Origin of the sequence: uncultured Ruminococcus sp., assembly GCA_902785355.1 — a bacterium.
Classification (GTDB): Bacteria; Bacillota; Clostridia; order Oscillospirales; family Acutalibacteraceae; genus Ruminococcoides.
On sequence record CACZYF010000048.1, the window covers coordinates 1 to 17,907 of the forward strand.

Sequence of the window (17,907 nt, forward strand, 5' to 3'; positions counted from 1 at the left end):
GCCGAGGTCAACGACGTTCTCAACCGGAGCCGGAGCGTCGTCAAAGTAAGCGTTTGCCTTTTGGTTGTAGAGGTAGAGAGCCTTGGCGAGGTTCTTCTGCTCGGGTTCCATCTTGGTGCTCTCTACAACTGCCTTTGCGTAGTCGAGCGCGGAGAAGGTGAAGGTGGTGTTGCCTACGGTGAAGGTCTGCTGATTATCCAGCTCCGCCGCGGGAATGTCCGCGTGGTCTACATAGTAATAGTAGCCGGACAGGCTGCCGTTATACGCGCCGGCGTTGGGAATTGTGCCGGGATAGGTAGTTGGCGTGAAATAAACGCGCAGAGTGTTCTTGGAAAGATAGATCAGGGAGCTTGTGTAATACTTCGCGCCGAGCTGAGTCGCGACAGCGTTCAGATCAGCGGACTCGCCCTTGATCGCCGCTTCGATCTGGTCAGCGGTAACGCCTTCGTAGCCGTTATCGCCTACTACAGTATTAGCAAGGTCGGGATGCTCGTTCAGAGAAGTAGCGAACACGGTCTGAGCCATCGCGCCGTAGTTGAGCAGAGCCTTTACCAGCGCTTTCAGCTCGTCGAGCTTGCCCTTAGTGTCATACGCTTCGGGATTCGCATAAACGGTCTCAGCGTATTCCCGTACGCTGTATTCGTCTGTATCCACCAGTTCACCGTCAATATAGAGAGTCGCGGTGATGGTGTGCGCCATCTGAGCGGCTACCACGTTGCGGGTTACCTTGTAGCCGTCATCTGTCGGGGTCGCAGGAACAGCAACAGTCGTTTCTTCGCCGTCAACAGTAAATTTAACGGTCTTGGTTCCGGTGTAGGTATCAAGAACAGCAGAATCCAGATAGAAGTTCACGCCGATATCGCCGCCGAGGGTGACAGAGTGCTTCCAGAAAAGCTCGGGAGCGGGCTCTGTGATGGTGTACCAAGTACGAGCTGTAACATCTCTTGTTGCAGTTTCGGAAATCTTCACATCGCTGAGCGTCAGACCCGCTATATATTCACCTGCATCTGTAGGAGCACCGTCAAGCTCATTGCCCTGTCTCTTGTAGGTGTTCCCATCAATCTCATACGTTTCTACTGCATAGTATTTGATGTCTGTTTCAGCAACATTCAGCCCGGTCGCTTCGTTGAATGCCTCAAGTCCTGTCAGGGTCGCATATTCGCTGATGCCGTCGCCGGTCTGACCGACGATAGTCAGGGTGGGAGCAACAATCGTCAGGGTAACCTCGTTATCATCAGTCAGATCACAGCCGGTCGCCGTGCAGGTTGCAGTGATGGTGTCGCCGTTTACTGAATAAGTAAAGTCATGCTCGTGAGAAGAAGCCACTGCAAATGTATTCGTTGCAGAATCAAATTCAACCTTGCTTAAATCGAGCTTTAAAGCGGGGCGAACACCACGCGCGTAGACCACACTGTAGCCATAAGCGAGCACGTTGCCGTTACCGCCGTACACGCACGACGCAAAGTTACCAAAACTGCCGGGCGAGCAGAGCCACCAGTAGTTATAATTCGCTTCGGATGCCTGAGAACATTTTCTGGTATCCGTTGTCATTGCATTTGCCTGATCTTTTGTCAGAAGAAACATTTTGTTGTCGAATACTGCCGTTTTTGCATTACTTGTAATATTGTTATTATACCAATTATCTACTGCTGTTTTTACTGTCGAAGAAGCATATTCAACATAGCTTCCAGAAGAATTATACTGCGACGCAGCAACACATTCCTTTGCAAGCAGGGTTACCGTACTGCTGTCGTAATCTATAAGGTACCATTCCTTGCCGTCAAAAGTTACTACTGTTGTAGTGTTCTTAAGGTCAGCATACGGCGGTGCTACGCCCTGGTTGACGGTCAGCGTGGCACTGTCATAGACCGTGAACGTCGTGCAGGTCTGGTCGGAAGAGATGGTCTGGGAACCGCCCATGACCCACACATCAGCCGCATACGCCGTCAGGCTCATAGCCGGCACAACTGTCAGTATCATCAGTAAAGACAAAATAACGCTGACAGCCTTTTTGCTGAATACTTTTATACTTGTCATAAAGATATCTCCTTTTCTTAGTTTGATTAAGGCAACGCCGCATAACTCACGGCGCTCGCCCTGCAATCCGCAAATCTGAATCATGCGGTGTTGCCTTTAAATGTATAACACTGCCGGTTTCGGTCTGCCCGCTGACCGCATACGATAATGTATCAGGCATTGGCTAAAGCCAAACAAACCAAGCAGATTGTTAACCGAATTGAAAACAAATTGAAACAACATATAAACCTACTGTAATTTTCTTATATTATCATGCGTTTTTCAAGGGGGGTTACCAGAATGGTAACATCTAAATCAAAAAAATTTGTATTATGCTTCTTGTGTTTGATTCAATTATCAGTTAAACTGATAATTGGATAATCGGATATAAGGAGCGAACCAATATGAATATGCTATTTGCGGATACCCTGAAAAAACTGCGAACGGAAAAAAGACTCTCTCAGAATGATATAGCAAAGCGGATGTACGTTACCCCTACCACTGTATCCCGTTGGGAATCCGGTCACCGTCTGCCCGACGCGGCGATGATTGCACGGCTCTCCGACGTCTTGGGCGTGAACGTCAATATATTGATTTCTGCGGCGGCGCAGAGCGACGAAAGCCCTATCGTCATTATGGTGGACGACAACAAGGTTTTCCTCAACGACGGTATGCCGATCATAGAGGAGGTCATACCGAACGCTGCGGTCATCGGTTTTACAAAGCCGTCGGAGGCTGTCGAATATGCAAAGGCAAACCGCATCGCGCTCGCCTTCCTCGATATTGAGATGATAGACGTCAGCGGGCTGGATGTGTGCCGCAAGCTGCTCGAAATCAATCAGCGCACCAATGTGGTGTACCTCACCGCGTACCGCGACTATTCCTTTGACGCATGGGATACGGGAGCGATCGGCTTCATGGTCAAGCCTCTCACGGCAGACGGCGTCAAAAAACAGCTTAAAAAGCTGAGATACCCCTTCCTGACGGGAGGCGAGGAATCATGACGGAATGGATGTATACCGTCGATTACCTGTTAGCGGGCGCGCTGCTGGTGATGATGGCGATCGGGATCGCGTTCTCGGCTTATATGCCGGCGCTCAACAAGTGGAACAAGCGGTATTTCTTAACGCTGTTTTCGCTGCTGTTTTTATGCGCCGTAACTTGCTTGCTGTCTCTGTTCTTCTACGACGATCCCACAAAAGCAGCGACCGAAAGAGTCATTTATTTCTTTGAATCGCTGTTCATGTCGGTGCCGATTTTTATGCCGACGATCTTTCTTTTGCATTGCTCGCACGAAAAGATCAAACGCAGCGTGCTCTTCTATGCGATGACAGCACTGCTTTGCGTGTACTTCGCAATTCTGATCGCTGCGCAGTTTACCGACGTTTTCTACTATGTTACTGATGACAACCGCTTTTTCTACGGTCCGCTGTATAAGCTGTCGTTGGTTCCGCTTGTCTTGATCATGCTTCTGAACATCGTGGGAGTCATCATAAGGAGAAAAAAACTATCTAATAAGCATTTGGTCGCTTTGCTTGTCTATCTGATTCCGATGTCAGCCGCGATCATCGTCCAAATGTTTATCAATGTTGAACTATTCGTTGTATTCGGTATGGCGCTCTTTGCGATAATCATGTTCGTTCTGATCCTATCGGATAACATGGAGCAGTATATGCGGCAGCAGCAGGAGATCGCCCATCAGCGCGCAAGCGTCATGGTGCTGCAAATGCGCCCGCATTTCATCTACAATACGATGATGACGATCTACTGTCTATGCAAGCAGGACGCGGACAAAGCGCAGCAGGTCACGCTGGACTTCACCGACTATCTGCGAAATAACTTCTCCGCGATCGCAAGCGAGAATCCCGTTCCCTTTGCCGACGAGCTGAAGCATACACAGGCGTATCTCGCAGTGGAGCAGGCGCAGCATGAGGATAACCTGTTCACGGAATTTGATACGCCGCACACGCTCTTTCGTGTGCCGCCGCTGACGCTGCAGCCCCTTGTGGAAAACGCGGTCAAGCACGGCATGAAGCTGGAGGGAGATCCGCTCCATATCTATGTCAAGACCCGAAAGACGAACAGCGGCAGCGAGATCGTCGTCGAGAACGACGGACCGGGCTTTAACCCCGCCGACGACAACGAGCCGCACATCGCGCTGAACAATATCCGTCAAAGACTCGAAATGATGTGTAATGGCACATTAACGATCTCTCCGCGCGACGGCGGCGGTACAGTGGTCACGGTATTTATTCCAATAAGCAAAATCAGCTAAAAAAGACCAGGGGAATAACAAAGAATATAAATAGCAATCGCTGTTTTCCGCAACTTTTATGAAGCGGAAAACAGCGATTTTCTCGTTATCCTATTCGATTTTCATTTTTCCGTTAAGAATCTCACGCTAATGCCCGGGCGTTGTTTTTTTGGAGAAGCAGATGGGAATAAGGAGTTGAGAGAATTAGGAGCTAGGGATTGAATAAACGTTGTATAAAATTGAAGAACGGGAGCAAGCTCCTACCCTTCAATATCGCTCCGCGAACGTCCCTCGCGGGACGCGGGTCGTCGGACACGGAGCCAACCCCTACATGATACAGAGCCGCAGACCTTTGAAAATCAGACGTTTTATCAATCTAAAAGCCGTTAGGCTTGCCACAATTCCTAACTCCTAACTCCTAACTCCTCATTCCTTGCCCCTTACATGATCAGCAGATTCATATCCTCCTGCTCATCGGTATATTTGTTGTCGGGTGTGACCTCGGGGCGCTGTGACCACGGATTGCGGACGATCGCGCCGTTGGGGGCGATCGTAGCGCGGTTATCACCGGGGATCGGGATATACTCGCCCTCACCGTCGGGATCGGGGAACGGGATCCCTAAGGGGCTTGCGGTCTTGGGATTCGGCTCCTGCTTCTCCTTATCGGACAGGATGGCGTGCAGCTCCTCGCTGACCTCGGGCGTCGTGTCGTTCTTCATATGCTTCGGTTTATAACTCTTCATTTCTATCATCTCCTGATGATAGTGTTGACAGACGGGACAGAAATATACATTTTATAATAATACAAAGGCAGTCATGAGGTGTGCGAGGTTTATCGTAGGGACCATTGCTCGCCCGCGTCCCGCAGGTCGTTCTATATCCTCTCCCACGCTTTCGATAACGGAATTGCCCGTCATTCGCGGGCGGTCAATGACCGCCCCTACGGCTAACTCTTCACTCCTCACTCCTCACTTCTAACTAAAAAAAGCAGGCATCCGAACGGACACCTGCTTCACAGCGATCGTTAAATTGAAATCGGGTTAAATTACTTAATCTCGACCTCAGCGCCGGCAGCCTCGAGCTTCTCCTTGATGGCGTTAGCGTCATCCTCAGAGATGCCTTCCTTGATGGGCTTGGGAGCGCCGTCAACCAGAGCCTTAGCTTCCTTCAGACCAAGACCGGTGATCTCGCGAACAACCTTGATATAGCAGCAGCAGCCTCCTCGCCGCCTGCAGCGGGACCTGCAACTGCAACAGCGGCAGCAGCGGATACACCGAACTCATCCTCAACAGCGTGTACGAGGTCAGCGAGCTCGAGCACGGTGAGAGTCTTTAACTCTTCAATAATAGCAGTAATCTTCTCAGATGCCATTTAAATTTCCTCCAATTTTAATTAGTAATTTTAGTAGTGATAGGTAGGACGCGCGTCTTTTCTCACGCATCCGAAGTTGCCGCGAAATTATTCAGCGGCGGGAGCTTCCTCGGCGGGAGCAGCTTCCTCAGCGGGAGCAGCCTCCGGCGACGCGTCGTCGGCAGAAGCCTTCTTAGCAAGGCAAGCCTCGATACCGCCATCGTCTACGATAGCCTGCATCGCGCGGGCAAAGGCAGCGATAGGAGCCTGGAAGGCACCCAGTACGTTTGCAAGCAGAACCTCGCGGGTGGGGAGCTTAGCCAGCTTATCGATGACATCCAGCTCTACGACTTCACCGTCGAGATAACCGCCCTTGATCTCAAAGTTCTTGTTCTTCTTTGCATAGTTAGCCAGAATTCGGGCAGCAGCGCCGTAATCCTCGTCACTGGTAGCCAGTGCGGTAGTACCGGCGAGAGTAGTCTGCAGACCGGTCAGCTCTGCCTCCTCGCAAGCGCGGGAGAGCAGTGTGTTCTTGACGACGGAATACTTGACGCCCGCCTCACGCAGCTCCTTACGAAGCGCGGTATCATCGGCAACGTTGATACCCTTGTAGTTGACCAGAACACCGGTGACAGAGCCCTTTAAACGCTCGGTCAGCTCGGCTACGATAGCCTTCTTCTGTTCCAAAACCTTAGCACTCGGCAAATCATTCACCTCCGTAAATTTGATAGCTTTGATTTCGCAAAGCAGATTTACGTTGTTCAAAAAACAGCCTCTCCCTTGCGAGGAGAGGCGGATAATTACATATTGACGCGGCAAAGCCGCTCATGTAATGCTTCTTCCTCGACAGGCGACCCGTGGGTCATTAAACGCAAAGGAACCTGTTGTCTTTAGAACAGCGATATTTATATCAGCCCATACGGGCATGATACCTTTTTAAGCCTCCCTTTATCAGGGGAGCTTCATATCTGCCGAAGCAGCGTATCAAGCCGCGATCAACAAGCAGTGATCGAACTCTTTACAACGTCGGCAGAGCGTGTCAGTATGGTGTACTAAGACGCGCGCGTCATACGCCGAACTTGGTCGGGTTGATGCGAACGGACGGACCCATGGTAGAGGTGACCGCACAGCTCTTGATATACTGACCCTTAGCAGCAGCGGGCTTCGCCTTAACGATAGCGCCCATGAGAGTCTCGAGGTTCTCCTGGAGCTTCTCGGTGCCGAAGGACTTCTTACCGATCGGGCAGTGGATGATGTTGGTCTTATCCAGACGATACTCGATCTTACCTGCCTTAGCCTCCTTGATCGCGCGGGCGATATCGGGGGTTACGGTGCCCGCCTTGGGGTTAGGCATCAAGCCGCGGGGACCGAGGATACGGCCCAGACGACCGACCAGACCCATGCAGTCGGGGGTGGTGATGAGTACGTCGAAGTCCATCCAGTTCTCCTGCTGGATCTTCTGCGTCATGTCCTCAGCGCCTACATAGTCAGCGCCTGCTTCCTGAGCGAGCTTCTCATTCTCACCCTTGCAGATCGCGAGGACACGTACCTTCTTACCGGTACCGTTGGGGAGTACGACAGCGCCGCGGACCTGCTGGTCAGCGTGGCGGGAGTCAACGCCCAGCTTTACATGAAGCTCAATGGTCTCGTCAAACTTCGCGGTAGCGGTCTTGAGGACGGTGTCCAGAGCCTCGGTAGTATCATAAAATTTAGTTCTGTCGACGAGCTTAACAGCGTCAACGTATTTCTTACCGTGTTTCATATTATATCCTCCATAGTTAGGTGGTTAAGCGGAATTTTCCTCCCACCCGGAATAGTAATTAGTCGACTACTTCAATACCCATCGAGCGAGCGGTACCCATGATCATAGAGGTAGCGGTGTCGATGTTAGCGGCGTTGAGGTCCTTCATCTTTGTCTCAGCGATCTTCTGGCACTGTTCCTTAGTGATCTTGGCGACCTTCTTCTTGTTGGGCTCGCCGGAAGCGGTCTCGATGTTGCAAGCCTTCTTGATCAGAACAGGCGCAGGCGGAGTCTTGGTGATAAATGTGAAAGAACGGTCTGCGTAAACAGTGATAACGACAGGGATGATCAGTCCGATGTCATTCTTGGTGCGCTCGTTGAATTCCTTGGTAAAGGAAACGATGTTAACGCCGTGCTGACCCAGCGCAGGGCCTACAGGCGGAGCCGGAGTCGCTTTTCCGGCAGGAATCTGTAACTTGATTAATCCGGTTACTTTCTGTGCCATTTTTTATTCCTCCTAAATTCGTGGTAGATGGCGGAGCCTAAACGCATTCAGCTCCTCCCACAAGGGATCGGTGATCCCTCATAATAAACAGCTTTCGCTGGTTATTTCGCGTTTAATCTTCTAACTTTTCAGCCTGATTGAGTTCAAGCTCTACCGGCGTCTCGCGACCGAACATCGAGATCGTGACCTTGACGTAGTTCTTATCGGTATCAAGCTCGTCAACGATACCGACAAAGTCCTCGAGAGGACCGTCGATGATGCGAACCTGATCGCCTACGCTGTAAGAAACCTCGACCACACGGGTCTCAACGCCCATTTTATAAACCTCAGCCTCGGTAAGGGGAACGGGCTTAGAGGACGGACCGACAAATCCGGTACAGCCGCGGATATTACGCACGACATACCATGTCTCATCGGTATAGACCATCTTGACAAAAACATAGCCCGGGTACAGCTTGCGCTCTACCTCCTTAGAGGAGCCGTCGTCCCTGATCTCGGTGACGATCTCGGTCGGCACCTTGACGTCGGGGATCATGTCCTGCAGTCCGCGGTTCTCGACCGTCGTTTGCAGGGTAGAGGCTACCTTATTCTCATAGCCTGAGTAGGTATGGACTACATACCACTTTGCTTCATCAGCCATTTGCGCTCTCCCCGTTTAGTGGGCGCCGGTGCTCATGACAAGATTCAGAAGCGCGTACAGACCTCTGTCAAGTCCGTAGATAAACAGACCCGCGATAATGATCACCACAAGAACGATTAAGAAGTTCTTGGTGGTCTGGGCGGCAGTCGGCCATGTGATCTTCTTGATCTCGCCTATGCAGGCACGGAAGAACGAGGATATCTTGCCGAAAACATTCTTTTTCTTTGTATCAGCCATGTTACCCTCCGATTACTTTGTTTCCCTGTGAAGAGTATGCTTCTTGCAGAATCTGCAATACTTGTTCATCTCTAATCTGTCGGGACTGTTCTTCTTGTTTTTCAAGCCTCCCTCAAAAGGAACGTTGAAGCCGGTCCAATGAAAAGCCGACCTCAACTCAAAGGGGCGCAAAAAAACAAGCCCCTTTACGAGGTATTTAACAGTATAACACATTACCGTCAATACGTCAAGGGCTTGTTTCAATATTTTTTATACTAATATATTATAGAGAACAGAGAACGGTGAAGGGAAACGCTGACGCGTTTTATAGCGATCGGGTGAGGGCGGAGCCCTCCGATAACCACTCACCATTCACTATTCACCGTTCATTATCTCTGCATACTCTCCAGGCGCTGGGCAACAGTGGCTTTCTTCTTTTTCTCCTTCTCCGGCTTCACGGTCTTGCCGCGGAACTTCTTCGAGTAGGTGAACGCCTTCTTGAGGTTATCGTCGAGATACTCCTCGAGCTTCGCTTCGTCCTCGGCGGGAATGGAGTTGAGGATGACGATCGTGATGATCGAGCGGGTATCCATATCGCCGTTGGTGTACTGGGCACTGAGGATATTGCCGAGCTTCTTGAGATCGGCGGACTTGCCGCTTTTCACCAGCTCGTTGACGCGGGGGACGATGCTTGCGCGGGCGAAGGTCACGCCGCGGAAGGGGTAGTAGCCGTCCTGCTCGGCGGTGATCTCGTCACGGATATCAGGGAACAGGGTGATGAAGCGCTTGGAAAGGAACAGCGGATCGGCGTTGCCGTCATCGCTCTTCTTGGTCTTTTTCGTCTGCTTGAGCTTCTTGATGGCGACGGGCGCTACCAGCGCGTCACAGAAGTCGTTCGCGATGGAGGAAGCCTCCTTCATCGTATCGTGCTCGGGATCGAAGATCCAGGTCGCCAGGCTCTTCCAATCGTTATTGGGACCGTCGTCGGTCATCGGGCACTCGCGCAGCACCATATGCTGGTCGTCGAGGGTGTAGATCACCGAATAGGCGAGGTTCTCGGAGGTATAGAGAGCGACCTTCTCGTTACTGTCGGTCGACTGGATCTTCACCTTGGTGAAGCCCTGCGGCTGCAGGGTCTCTTCTACGCGGTCACTTATATGTGCAAAAGCTTCATTCAGCATGATTATCATTCCTTTTAACCTTAGTTAGAGTTATTATACAATAGGTTTGCCGATAATGCAAGCAGAATATTTTATACTTGCAACACATGCGGCTGTGTGCTATTATATATAATGTATATGTATGTGCTTATATAAACAATTGTTGCGAAGCCTCTTTTGAGGCTGGGGCAATCTCAAGCATTTTCTGTGAAAAGAGGTACCGCAGATGAAAGACAAGGCTATCGGCATTTTTGACTCCGGACTGGGCGGACTGACCGCCGTGCGAGAGATCCTGGAGATCATGCCCGATGAAGATATCATCTATTTCGGCGACACCGGGCGCGTGCCCTACGGCTCCAAGAGCCGCGACGCCATCAACAAATATGCCCGTCAGGACGCGCGCTTCCTCAAGAAGATGGGCGTCAAGATGATCGTCGCCGCCTGCGGCACCGTCAGCTCGGTGGCGCCCGACCTGAGCGACGAGCTGGGGCTCCCCTACACCGGCGTCGTCAACCCCACCTGCTACACCGCGATGCAGGTCACGAAGAACGGCAGGATCGGCGTGATCGGCACCGCCGCGACCATCAACTCCCATAGCTACAAGAAGCGGATCCGGGAGAAGCATCCGGAGTTCGAGGTATTCGAGAAGCACTGCCAGCTGTTCGTCTCCTTCGTAGAGAACGGCCTGGTCGATCCGGACGACGAGCTGGTGCAGATGATGGTACACCGCTACATGGCGGAGCTCAAGGAGAACGACGTAGACACCGTCATCCTCGGCTGCACCCACTTCCCCCTGCTCGCCGAGGCGATACAGCGCGAGATGGGCGACGGCGTGACCCTGATCGACTCGGGTAAGGAGACCGCCATCTACACCAAGAAGATCCTCGAGGAACGCGGACTTCTGCGCGACAGCGGCAAGCGCGGCACGGCGCAGTACTACGTCAGCGATACACCCGCCGACTTTGAGAAATTCGCGGGGCTGTTCCTGAAAAACAAGCCTCACAATAACATCGAACACATCAACATCGAGGAATACTGATGGACGAGAGATATATGATCACCGTCGTAGGCGTCCAGACCGTCGACGGCGAAAAGGACAGGATCGAGGTCATCACCGCGGGCGATATGCAGCTCACCGAGAGCGGCGCGGTCATCACCTACCCCGAATACGCCGAGGATAATCCCGGCGTCAAAACCGACACCACCGTCACGCTGGAGAACGGCGTGCTGTCGATCGACCGCCGCGGCGAGATGAGCAGTCATCTGATCCTTGAAGAAGGCGTTCGGCATGAGTGCCTGTACGACACCCCGATGGGTCAGATGTTCATCGGCATCTTTACCGACAGCGTCAAGACCGATCTGAACGAGCACGGCGGCGAGCTTTGCGCCTCCTACAAGCTGGATTTCAACCGCGCCGTCGTCAGCGAGAACGAGTTTTATATTTCGATCAAAGAAAAATAAAGGCTCCCTTTGGTAAAGGGAGCCGAGATCACTAGGGAAACAACATCATACAGCAAAGGAATATCACTATGTCAAAGACCAATCTGAAAGTTACCGAAAATCTGAGAAAGCAGATCGAAAACGCGGTGAACGCCGCGATGCAGGCGGGTGAGCTGCCCGAGGGCGAGCTGCCGAAGTTCGTCATCGAGGAGCCCGCCGACCGCAGCCACGGCGATATCGCGACCAACGTCGCGATGGCGGGCGCGCGCGTATTCCGCATGGCTCCCGCGAAGGCGGCGCAGATCATCCTCAGCCATATCGATCTCGATAATTCTCTTATCAAAAAATACGAGATCGCCGGTCCCGGCTTCATCAACTTCTTCTTAAGCAAGCAGTACTTCGCCGAGGTGCTCCGCGAGATCGAGCGCGAGGGCGAGCATTACGGCGACAGCGACTTCGGTCAGGGCAGGAAGGTCATGGTCGAGTTCGTCTCCGCCAACCCGACCGGTCCGATGCATCTGGGCAACGCCAGAGGCGGCGCGCTGGGCGACTGTCTCGCCGCCGTCATGCAGAAGGCGGGCTATCAGGCGTACCGCGAGTTCTATGTCAACGACGCGGGCAACCAGATCGAGAAGTTCGCCGGTTCTCTCGAGGCGCGCTATATGCAGCTTTTTGATGAGAGCTTCCCCTTCCCCGAGGACGGCTATCAGGGCGCGGACATCATCGAGCGCGCGGAGCAGTTCAAGGAGGAGTTCGGCGACGCCTACATGAACGCCGAACCCGCGGAGCGCCGTCAGGCGCTGGTCGACTTTGCTCTGCCGCGCAACATCAAGCGCATGCAGGACGACATGGCGAAGTACAAGATCAATTTTGACAACTGGTTCATGGAGAGCACCCTGCACAACAGCGGCGCGGTCAAGGCGGTCGTCGAGACCCTGCGCGAGAAGGGCATGGTCTACGAGAAGGACGGCGCGGTATGGTACAAGAACAAGGAGGTCTGCACCGATATCCTCTTGAAGCAGGGCAAAAGCCAAGATTACATCGATAAGCTCGAATTAAAGGACGATGTGCTGATCCGCAGCAACGGCAACCCCACCTACTTCGCCGCCGACATCGCCTATCACAAGAATAAATTCGACCGCGGCTTCGAGAAGCTGATCAACGTCTGGGGCGCCGACCATCACGGTCATGTCATGCGCCTCAAGGGCGCGATGAACGCCATCGGCTACGACGGCGACAAGCTCGATATCCTACTGATGCAGCTGGTCAAACTCGTCCGCGACGGACAGGTCGTCACCATGAGTAAGCGTACCGGTAAGGCGATCCAGCTCCGCGATCTGCTGGACGAGGTACCCGTCGACAGCGCGCGCTTCATCTTCAACACCCGCGAGGCGACCACCCAGATGGACTTCGACCTCGACCTTGCGATCCAGGAGGACAGCCAGAACCCCGTCTACTACGTCCAGTACGCCCACGCGCGCATCTGCTCCATCCTGCGCAACCTTGAGGCGGACGGCGTGAAGGCGCGCCCCTGCACCGACGAGGAGCTCAGCCTGCTCGGCGCTCCCGAGGAGATCGAGCTGATCCACCTGCTCTCATCCTTCGATAACGAGGTCGTCGCCGCCGCGCGCGACTACGACCCCACCAAGGTCACCAAGTATGTTACCAACGTGGCGACCTACTTCCACAAGTTCTACAACGCCTGCCGCGTAAAGTGTGACGACGAAGGGCTGATGCAGGCGCGTCTGAGCCTTTGCACCGCGACCAAGACCGTCATCAAGAATGTTCTCGACATGTTCAGCATCACCTGCCCCGAGCGGATGTAAACGAGCGGAGGGAGCGTTTCATGAGTATAAACAAATACGCCGCGTTCGCGATTTTTGTTGTGCTGTTCGCCGCGTTCTACAACCTGCTGATTTTCCTGTTCGGGTTGCTCATCACCCACAGCCCTTATCGGTTCGATGTGTGGAACAGCGTGATTCTGCCGATGGCACTCGGCGTCGGCATCGGATACTTCGTCTTTCTGAGAGAGAAAAAGCCGAAACAATAAGATAACCGAATAACAAAGGCTGTCGCAAAACGAGAAGTTCAGCGGCAGCCTTCTTTATACAACCTATACAAGAATAAACGTTGTTTTTTTACATATACCGATCCGAATTCTGTTGTATTTCGTAAGAAAAGCATGTAGAATAAAAGAAGAACATCTTTTGAGGAGAGAGAAACGATGCAATGTCCCTTCTGCGGAAATCTAAACAAAGAGGAAGCGCGCTTCTGCACCGCCTGCGGCGCTCAGCTCGCTGTCCCGATGTACGATCCCAACCGGTACCCCGCGCAGCCGCCAAAGCAAAAATCATACACATGGATCTATGTCCTTGTGATAATACTTTTAGTCGTGCTGATCGGAGCGGGAACCTTTCTGCTGTTCCGTTTCAGAAATGAGGATCATACGGAAGGCGGCGTCCAAACGACCCTCCCTATCCCGACCGCAGCTCCCGCGGGAGGTCTGCCTCAGAGCGGCGGCAGTTCCGACGGAAACAGCGAAAGCAAGGCGGAGAAGAATCCGACCGTACCGAATGTTGTGGGGATGAGATCGGCTGACGCCTACTCAAAGCTCGGCGAATCCGACTTTAATTATAAAGCCGAATTTGACTACAGCGACAGCGTACCCGCAGACTATGTTATCGCGCAGTCCCCGAAGGAGGGTGAACAGGCTCAGTCCCGCTCTACCGTCACGCTGACGATCTCGAAGGGTACGAAGCCTGTCGAAACGCCGAAAAACGATACGCCTAAAACGAACGATACGCCCGCTCCGGCTCAAACCTATACCGATACCACCGACCTCTACGGGCTGAACGCATCATCCCGCTATCTCAGCCTAAGCGACATCTCGTGGATGAGCCTGACTCAGGTACAGCATGCGCTCAACGAAATCTATGCGAAGCACGGCTTCCGCTTCACCAAGGCAGGCGACGCCAAAACGTACTTTGAGTCAATGGATTGGTACAATCCCGACACCACCAACATGAATACCATCGTCAGCAGAATGAATAAATACGAATACGCAAACGTTAAGCTGATGGGACAATACCGGGATTCACTGAAATAATCCCGGAACGATACGAAACACCGGAACCGCCGCATAGACAATTCCGGTGTTTTTTTCAATTATTTGATTAAAAGCAGAGTAATAATAATCAATGTTTAGTATAATTCTTAAGTAACCGCTGATTTATGCGCACGAATCAATCGCTGTCTGCTTAATCACTCGTCAAGGTCATCATCATCCTTACGGCGTCGGTTGTTGCGGATGATGATTACCACGCCTATAAGAGTCACCACAACGCAGGCGATGGCGATATAGCTGGACACCTGACCGAACACGCGCTCGGACAACAGCAGGGAAACGCTCATCAGCAGAATACTGACGGCGAGCAGGGCGATCAGGATGATCAATACGGTGAAATTCTTCTTTTCCATCTGTTACTCCTTTTCGTAAACAGCGTCGGCAATAGCGGCAAAATCCCCGAGAGTCAGTCTCTCGGCACGGGCGGTCGCGTCAACACCCGCTGATTCCAGTATAGCACGCACAGCCGTCTTGTCAAGAGAAAGTGACGAAGAAAGCGAGTTCAAAACTGTTTTTCTCCGCTGGGCGAAGGCGGCGCGTATCACCTTGAAGAAGGTTTTCTCGTCCTTCGGGTGCACCTGCGGCTCATGAAGGCGCAGCTGAATCACTGCCGAGTCGACGCGCGGTGCGGGCATGAACGAGCCCGACGACACATGGAACAGCAGCTCGGGCGTGCAGTAATAGCGTACCGCCGCGGTGATCGCGGAGCTGTCGCGGGTACCCGGCTCGGCGCACAGGCGCACCGCCGCCTCCTTCTGCACCATGACGGTGATGGTCCTGACGGGGAGATGATCCTCGAGCAGCTTCATGATCACGGGAGAGGTGATGTAATAGGGCAGGTTCGCGCAGACCGCGACGTCCATACCGTCAAACTCCCCGGCGATCAGCTTATTGAGGTCGAGCTCGAGTACATCGGCGTTCACGACCCTGAGGTTATCGTATTCTGCGAGCGTTTCATCCAGCACGGGCAGAAGCCTGCGGTCGAGCTCCACGGCGACAACCTTTTCGGCTCGTTCGAGCAGCTCGCGGGTCAGCACGCCGATACCGGGGCCGATCTCCAGCACGCCGGTATGCTCCCCCTCAACGGCGGATTCCGCCATGCGAGGGCACACGGAGGGATTGATCAGGAAATTCTGCCCCAGCGCCTTGGAGAAGGTAAAGCCGTGGCGGGAGAGGATATCCCGGATAACGCTTATATCTGTGAGTCTTTCCATGCGAGGGTTCGCAGTCCTTTCGGATATTTATTCTTGAAGCGGCCGTCGACCGCCTTGCCGAGTCCCAGTGTGATGCCGTCGACGACAGCGACCGCCCAGCCCGCGATCCAGAAGTCGAGCTCGATCTCCTCACCGCTGATATAGCGGGCAGTCAGCTCGTCCTCACAGCTGAGGATCAGGCGGCGCTTGAATTCATAAGGCGTCAGTGCGGTCGCGAGGTTATGGTGCGGCTCGATGCGCTTCTTCTTAAAATCGCCGAGCTTGATGCCCGCGCGCAGGATGTTCATACCGTCAAGATCGGGCAGCAACTCCGTATTCGGCAGGTTGAGGATTCGTCCGTCGATCACGTGGATATGACGGAAGGACGGATTGCGGAGCACATCGACGATAAATTTGTCGATCATCAAGCGATCCTCGCGATCCGGCTCGACGTAACGGTACATCAGCCCCTTATACGCCTTGCCGCGGCGCTTGCGGAGCTTCGCGACGAAGTGGCCCTCTCCCCCGTTGAAGGGATAGATCCTGCGGCACAGCTCCAGCGCAGGCTCGCCGAAGCGGCAGCCCGTATCGATCAGCTCGAAGTCGGGATGATCGTGTAAAAAGCCCGCGATCACACCCTCGTTCTCATCCACAGAGAAGGTACAGGTCGAGTAGACCATCACGCCCTCGGGACGAAGCGCGCAGGCTGCGGAGTCAAGGATCGCCCGCTGTCGCTCGGCGCAGGCGTGGCTGTGCTCGACCGACCACTCAAAGATCGCGTCCTTATCCTTGCGGAACATGCCCTCACCGGAGCAGGGCGCGTCCACCAGTATCTTATCAAAGAAGCCCTCCAGACGCGGACACAGCGCCTCGGGGCTCATATTGGAGACGACGGCGTTCTTGATACCCATGCGCTCGATATTCGAGAGTAGGATATGGGCGCGGGGACGGACGATCTCGTTCGCCCAGAGAAGTCCCGTACCGCATAAGGCGGCGCCGATCTGGGTGCTTTTTCCGCCCGGAGCGGCGCAGAGATCGAGCACCTTGTCGCCCGGCTCGACGCCGAGCGCCGTCACCGCCGACATCGCCGACGGCTCCTGTACATAGAAGGCGCCCGCGTGATGGAGCGGATGCTTACCGAGCTTCTCAACGCTCACATAGTAGCCGTCCTCACAGAACGGCACCTGCTCACCCATGAAGGGCAGCAGCGGACGGAGCTCCTCGGCGGATGTCTTCAACGTATTGACGCGGATCGCCTTGTAGGCGGGCTTGTCCACAGTCTCGAGAAAACGCTCATAGTTATCGCCGAGCAGGTTCTTCATACGTGCAAAATATTCATCCATCCTCATAATCGGACACCTCTTTTCCGTTATCTGTTATTTATTATCTGTTATCAGATCATCAATATCCCAGCTCTTCGCCGACGAGGATGACCTTCATCCTGTCGGGGTGGCGCTGGAAGGTGGAGATCACGTAGTTACAGCAGATACGCTGGGGGCTGCGGCAGCCGTCGCACATATAGCTCGCGTCGCGACCCATCGCAAGGCACTCGCCCTCGTGGGAGCAGTAGGTATCGCAGCCGAGGCGCTTGGTGTTCTTGGGCGAGGCGACGGTCTTGAGGCGGACGACCGCCTCATCGAGATCCTTCACGATCTTGTTATAGCCGCATACGAAGATGACCTGCTTCGGGCCGTAGAGGATCGCCGCTACACGGTTGGAGTTACCGTCGACGTTATACAGCAGTCCGCCCTCGGTCACGGCGTTCGCCGAGGTCAGGAAGGTATCGGCGGAAAAGGTATCGCGGTAGATCTGCTCGACCTCCTCGGGCGTCTGTGCCTTGGAACGGTCGAGGTAGTTGTAATCGCCGCTGTTCAGCATGTCGATAACGCCGCATTCCTTAAGGGTCTCGCTGCCGCCGTGGCTGACGGTCTCGCCGTCCTTCATCAGCGTTTTCAACAGCGGGATGACCTCTTCCTTGGTCTCGACGTAGTATGCCGCCATGCGGTGGCGCCGCAGGCACTCCATTGTTTTTTCAATTCTTTTCATGTCATTTTCATTCATCTTGGATTTTCCCTTCTCTGTCGCACAGCTCAGCCGTGCGTTATAATCGGATCTATTATAACACACGGCTGAGGGTCAATGCAACTATAAATCTACAAAAGGCACGCCTAAAATGTTGGTTTGTCAATGATGTGTTACACAAATTCAAGAAAAGATGACCTCGCTGGTATTGAGGAAATGGTAAAGGAACTCGCGAGGGGATTTCCA

At 53.4% G+C, this 17,907-nt stretch carries 19 protein-coding genes, 2 pseudogenes and 1 other annotated feature; of the genes and pseudogenes, 7 read left to right on the forward strand and 14 right to left on the reverse strand.

Annotation, left to right across the window (positions count from 1 at the left end):
- Positions 1-2,037: DUF6273 domain-containing protein (locus tag R2I50_RS09315; protein ID WP_316608874.1), on the reverse strand; the 2,037-nt coding region annotated here is incomplete at its 3' end.
- Between the two features lie 383 nt (positions 2,038-2,420).
- Between R2I50_RS09315 and R2I50_RS09320 the strand changes: the two genes are divergently transcribed.
- Together R2I50_RS09320 and R2I50_RS09325 are read left to right on the forward strand one after the other, a co-directional pair.
- Positions 2,421-3,020 (forward strand): helix-turn-helix domain-containing protein, encoded by a 600-nt coding sequence (locus tag R2I50_RS09320; RefSeq protein WP_316608875.1) that lies wholly within the window; start codon positions 2,421-2,423, stop codon positions 3,018-3,020.
- Complete coding sequence (locus R2I50_RS09325; RefSeq protein WP_316608876.1) at positions 3,017-4,291, forward strand: histidine kinase; 1,275 nt, start codon at positions 3,017-3,019, stop codon at positions 4,289-4,291. Before R2I50_RS09320 ends, R2I50_RS09325 begins: the two co-directional genes overlap by 4 nt.
- A 419-nt stretch (positions 4,292-4,710) precedes the next feature.
- On the opposite strand, the gene R2I50_RS09330 is transcribed toward R2I50_RS09325, so the two are convergent.
- From R2I50_RS09330 to R2I50_RS09370, 9 genes and pseudogenes are all read right to left on the reverse strand, one after another.
- A complete protein-coding gene (locus R2I50_RS09330; RefSeq protein ID WP_316608877.1) occupies positions 4,711-5,013 on the reverse strand; it encodes a hypothetical protein in 303 nt (100 codons plus the stop codon).
- A gap of 302 nt (positions 5,014-5,315) precedes the next feature.
- Positions 5,316-5,641: pseudogene (locus tag R2I50_RS09335) on the reverse strand (ribosomal protein bL12).
- A gap of 87 nt (positions 5,642-5,728) precedes the next feature.
- Positions 5,729-6,325 carry a 50S ribosomal protein L10 gene (gene rplJ, locus R2I50_RS09340; protein ID WP_316608878.1) on the reverse strand — a complete coding sequence of 199 codons (597 nt, stop codon included), beginning with the start codon at positions 6,323-6,325 and terminating at the stop codon, positions 5,729-5,731.
- Between the two features lie 51 nt (positions 6,326-6,376).
- Positions 6,377-6,532 (reverse strand) — a sequence feature (ribosomal protein L10 leader region).
- Between the two features lie 154 nt (positions 6,533-6,686).
- Positions 6,687-7,382 (reverse strand): 50S ribosomal protein L1, encoded by a 696-nt coding sequence (rplA, locus tag R2I50_RS09345; RefSeq protein WP_316608879.1) that lies wholly within the window; start codon positions 7,380-7,382, stop codon positions 6,687-6,689.
- A gap of 58 nt (positions 7,383-7,440) precedes the next feature.
- A complete protein-coding gene (gene rplK, locus R2I50_RS09350) occupies positions 7,441-7,866 on the reverse strand; it encodes a 50S ribosomal protein L11 (RefSeq protein ID WP_316608880.1) in 426 nt (141 codons plus the stop codon).
- Positions 7,867-7,978: 112 nt separating this feature from the next.
- Positions 7,979-8,506 (reverse strand): transcription termination/antitermination protein NusG, encoded by a 528-nt coding sequence (gene nusG, locus R2I50_RS09355; protein ID WP_316608881.1) that lies wholly within the window; start codon positions 8,504-8,506, stop codon positions 7,979-7,981.
- A 15-nt stretch (positions 8,507-8,521) separates the two neighbouring features.
- On the reverse strand, positions 8,522-8,743 hold the full coding sequence (gene secE, locus R2I50_RS09360; protein ID WP_316608882.1) for a preprotein translocase subunit SecE: 222 nt from the start codon (positions 8,741-8,743) through the stop codon (positions 8,522-8,524).
- Between the two features lie 12 nt (positions 8,744-8,755).
- Positions 8,756-8,845 (reverse strand): annotated as a pseudogene (gene rpmG, locus R2I50_RS09365) (50S ribosomal protein L33); the annotation flags it as partial.
- A 266-nt stretch (positions 8,846-9,111) separates the two neighbouring features.
- Positions 9,112-9,903, reverse strand: coding sequence for a hypothetical protein (locus tag R2I50_RS09370; RefSeq protein WP_316608883.1), 792 nt, complete (start codon positions 9,901-9,903; stop codon positions 9,112-9,114).
- A 205-nt stretch (positions 9,904-10,108) separates the two neighbouring features.
- Here R2I50_RS09370 and murI point away from each other — a divergent pair, with 205 nt between their 5' ends.
- The 5 genes from murI (at position 10,109) to R2I50_RS09395 (ending at position 14,428) form a co-directional block, all read left to right on the forward strand.
- Positions 10,109-10,921 carry a glutamate racemase gene (murI, locus tag R2I50_RS09375; protein WP_316608884.1) on the forward strand — a complete coding sequence of 271 codons (813 nt, stop codon included), beginning with the start codon at positions 10,109-10,111 and terminating at the stop codon, positions 10,919-10,921.
- The gene (locus tag R2I50_RS09380; protein WP_316608885.1) at positions 10,921-11,343 is read left to right on the forward strand and encodes a DUF1934 domain-containing protein; all 423 of its coding nucleotides are present in this window, start codon (positions 10,921-10,923) and stop codon (positions 11,341-11,343) included. The genes murI and R2I50_RS09380 overlap by 1 nt, the downstream gene beginning before the upstream one ends.
- Positions 11,344-11,411: 68 nt before the next feature.
- Positions 11,412-13,148, forward strand: a complete 1,737-nt coding sequence (gene argS / locus R2I50_RS09385) for an arginine--tRNA ligase (protein WP_316608886.1) — start codon at positions 11,412-11,414, stop codon at positions 13,146-13,148.
- A gap of 20 nt (positions 13,149-13,168) precedes the next feature.
- On the forward strand, positions 13,169-13,372 hold the full coding sequence (locus R2I50_RS09390) for a hypothetical protein (RefSeq protein ID WP_316608887.1): 204 nt from the start codon (positions 13,169-13,171) through the stop codon (positions 13,370-13,372).
- A gap of 174 nt (positions 13,373-13,546) precedes the next feature.
- Entirely contained in the window at positions 13,547-14,428 is an 882-nt protein-coding gene (locus R2I50_RS09395) for a PASTA domain-containing protein (protein ID WP_316608888.1), read from the forward strand.
- Between the two features lie 155 nt (positions 14,429-14,583).
- Here the strand turns inward: R2I50_RS09395 and R2I50_RS09400 are convergent, their stop codons facing one another.
- The 4 genes from R2I50_RS09400 to R2I50_RS09415 are packed head-to-tail and all read right to left on the reverse strand — an operon-like array spanning position 14,584 to position 17,685.
- Positions 14,584-14,799 (reverse strand): hypothetical protein, encoded by a 216-nt coding sequence (locus tag R2I50_RS09400; protein WP_316608889.1) that lies wholly within the window; start codon positions 14,797-14,799, stop codon positions 14,584-14,586.
- 3 nt (positions 14,800-14,802) lie between these two features.
- Positions 14,803-15,660 (reverse strand): 16S rRNA (adenine(1518)-N(6)/adenine(1519)-N(6))-dimethyltransferase RsmA, encoded by an 858-nt coding sequence (gene rsmA, locus R2I50_RS09405; RefSeq protein WP_316608890.1) that lies wholly within the window; start codon positions 15,658-15,660, stop codon positions 14,803-14,805.
- A complete protein-coding gene (locus R2I50_RS09410) occupies positions 15,639-16,988 on the reverse strand; it encodes an RsmF rRNA methyltransferase first C-terminal domain-containing protein (RefSeq protein WP_316608891.1) in 1,350 nt (449 codons plus the stop codon). The genes rsmA and R2I50_RS09410 overlap by 22 nt, the downstream gene beginning before the upstream one ends.
- A 52-nt stretch (positions 16,989-17,040) precedes the next feature.
- The gene (locus R2I50_RS09415) at positions 17,041-17,685 is read right to left on the reverse strand and encodes a lactate utilization protein (RefSeq protein ID WP_316608892.1); all 645 of its coding nucleotides are present in this window, start codon (positions 17,683-17,685) and stop codon (positions 17,041-17,043) included.
- Between the last annotated feature and the right edge of the window lie 222 nt (positions 17,686-17,907).

What these genes read in the sequence shown, in the direction of transcription:
- rplK (WP_316608880.1), bottom strand. Translation starts at nt 7,866, where the DNA reads ATGGCACAGAAAGTAACCGGATTAATCAAGTTACAGATTCCTGCCGGA.
- murI (WP_316608884.1), top strand. Translation starts at nt 10,109, where the DNA reads ATGAAAGACAAGGCTATCGGCATTTTTGACTCCGGACTGGGCGGACTG.
- R2I50_RS09410 (WP_316608891.1), bottom strand. Translation starts at nt 16,988, where the DNA reads ATGAGGATGGATGAATATTTTGCACGTATGAAGAACCTGCTCGGCGAT.
- rplA (WP_316608879.1), bottom strand. Translation starts at nt 7,382, where the DNA reads ATGAAACACGGTAAGAAATACGTTGACGCTGTTAAGCTCGTCGACAGA.
- R2I50_RS09330 (WP_316608877.1), bottom strand. Translation starts at nt 5,013, where the DNA reads ATGAAGAGTTATAAACCGAAGCATATGAAGAACGACACGACGCCCGAG.
- rsmA (WP_316608890.1), bottom strand. Translation starts at nt 15,660, where the DNA reads ATGGAAAGACTCACAGATATAAGCGTTATCCGGGATATCCTCTCCCGC.
- R2I50_RS09415 (WP_316608892.1), bottom strand. Translation starts at nt 17,685, where the DNA reads ATGAAAAGAATTGAAAAAACAATGGAGTGCCTGCGGCGCCACCGCATG.
- R2I50_RS09395 (WP_316608888.1), top strand. Translation starts at nt 13,547, where the DNA reads ATGCAATGTCCCTTCTGCGGAAATCTAAACAAAGAGGAAGCGCGCTTC.
- R2I50_RS09390 (WP_316608887.1), top strand. Translation starts at nt 13,169, where the DNA reads ATGAGTATAAACAAATACGCCGCGTTCGCGATTTTTGTTGTGCTGTTC.
- secE (WP_316608882.1), bottom strand. Translation starts at nt 8,743, where the DNA reads ATGGCTGATACAAAGAAAAAGAATGTTTTCGGCAAGATATCCTCGTTC.
- argS (WP_316608886.1), top strand. Translation starts at nt 11,412, where the DNA reads ATGTCAAAGACCAATCTGAAAGTTACCGAAAATCTGAGAAAGCAGATC.
- R2I50_RS09320 (WP_316608875.1), top strand. Translation starts at nt 2,421, where the DNA reads ATGAATATGCTATTTGCGGATACCCTGAAAAAACTGCGAACGGAAAAA.
- R2I50_RS09400 (WP_316608889.1), bottom strand. Translation starts at nt 14,799, where the DNA reads ATGGAAAAGAAGAATTTCACCGTATTGATCATCCTGATCGCCCTGCTC.
- R2I50_RS09370 (WP_316608883.1), bottom strand. Translation starts at nt 9,903, where the DNA reads ATGCTGAATGAAGCTTTTGCACATATAAGTGACCGCGTAGAAGAGACC.
- R2I50_RS09380 (WP_316608885.1), top strand. Translation starts at nt 10,921, where the DNA reads ATGGACGAGAGATATATGATCACCGTCGTAGGCGTCCAGACCGTCGAC.
- R2I50_RS09325 (WP_316608876.1), top strand. Translation starts at nt 3,017, where the DNA reads ATGACGGAATGGATGTATACCGTCGATTACCTGTTAGCGGGCGCGCTG.
- nusG (WP_316608881.1), bottom strand. Translation starts at nt 8,506, where the DNA reads ATGGCTGATGAAGCAAAGTGGTATGTAGTCCATACCTACTCAGGCTAT.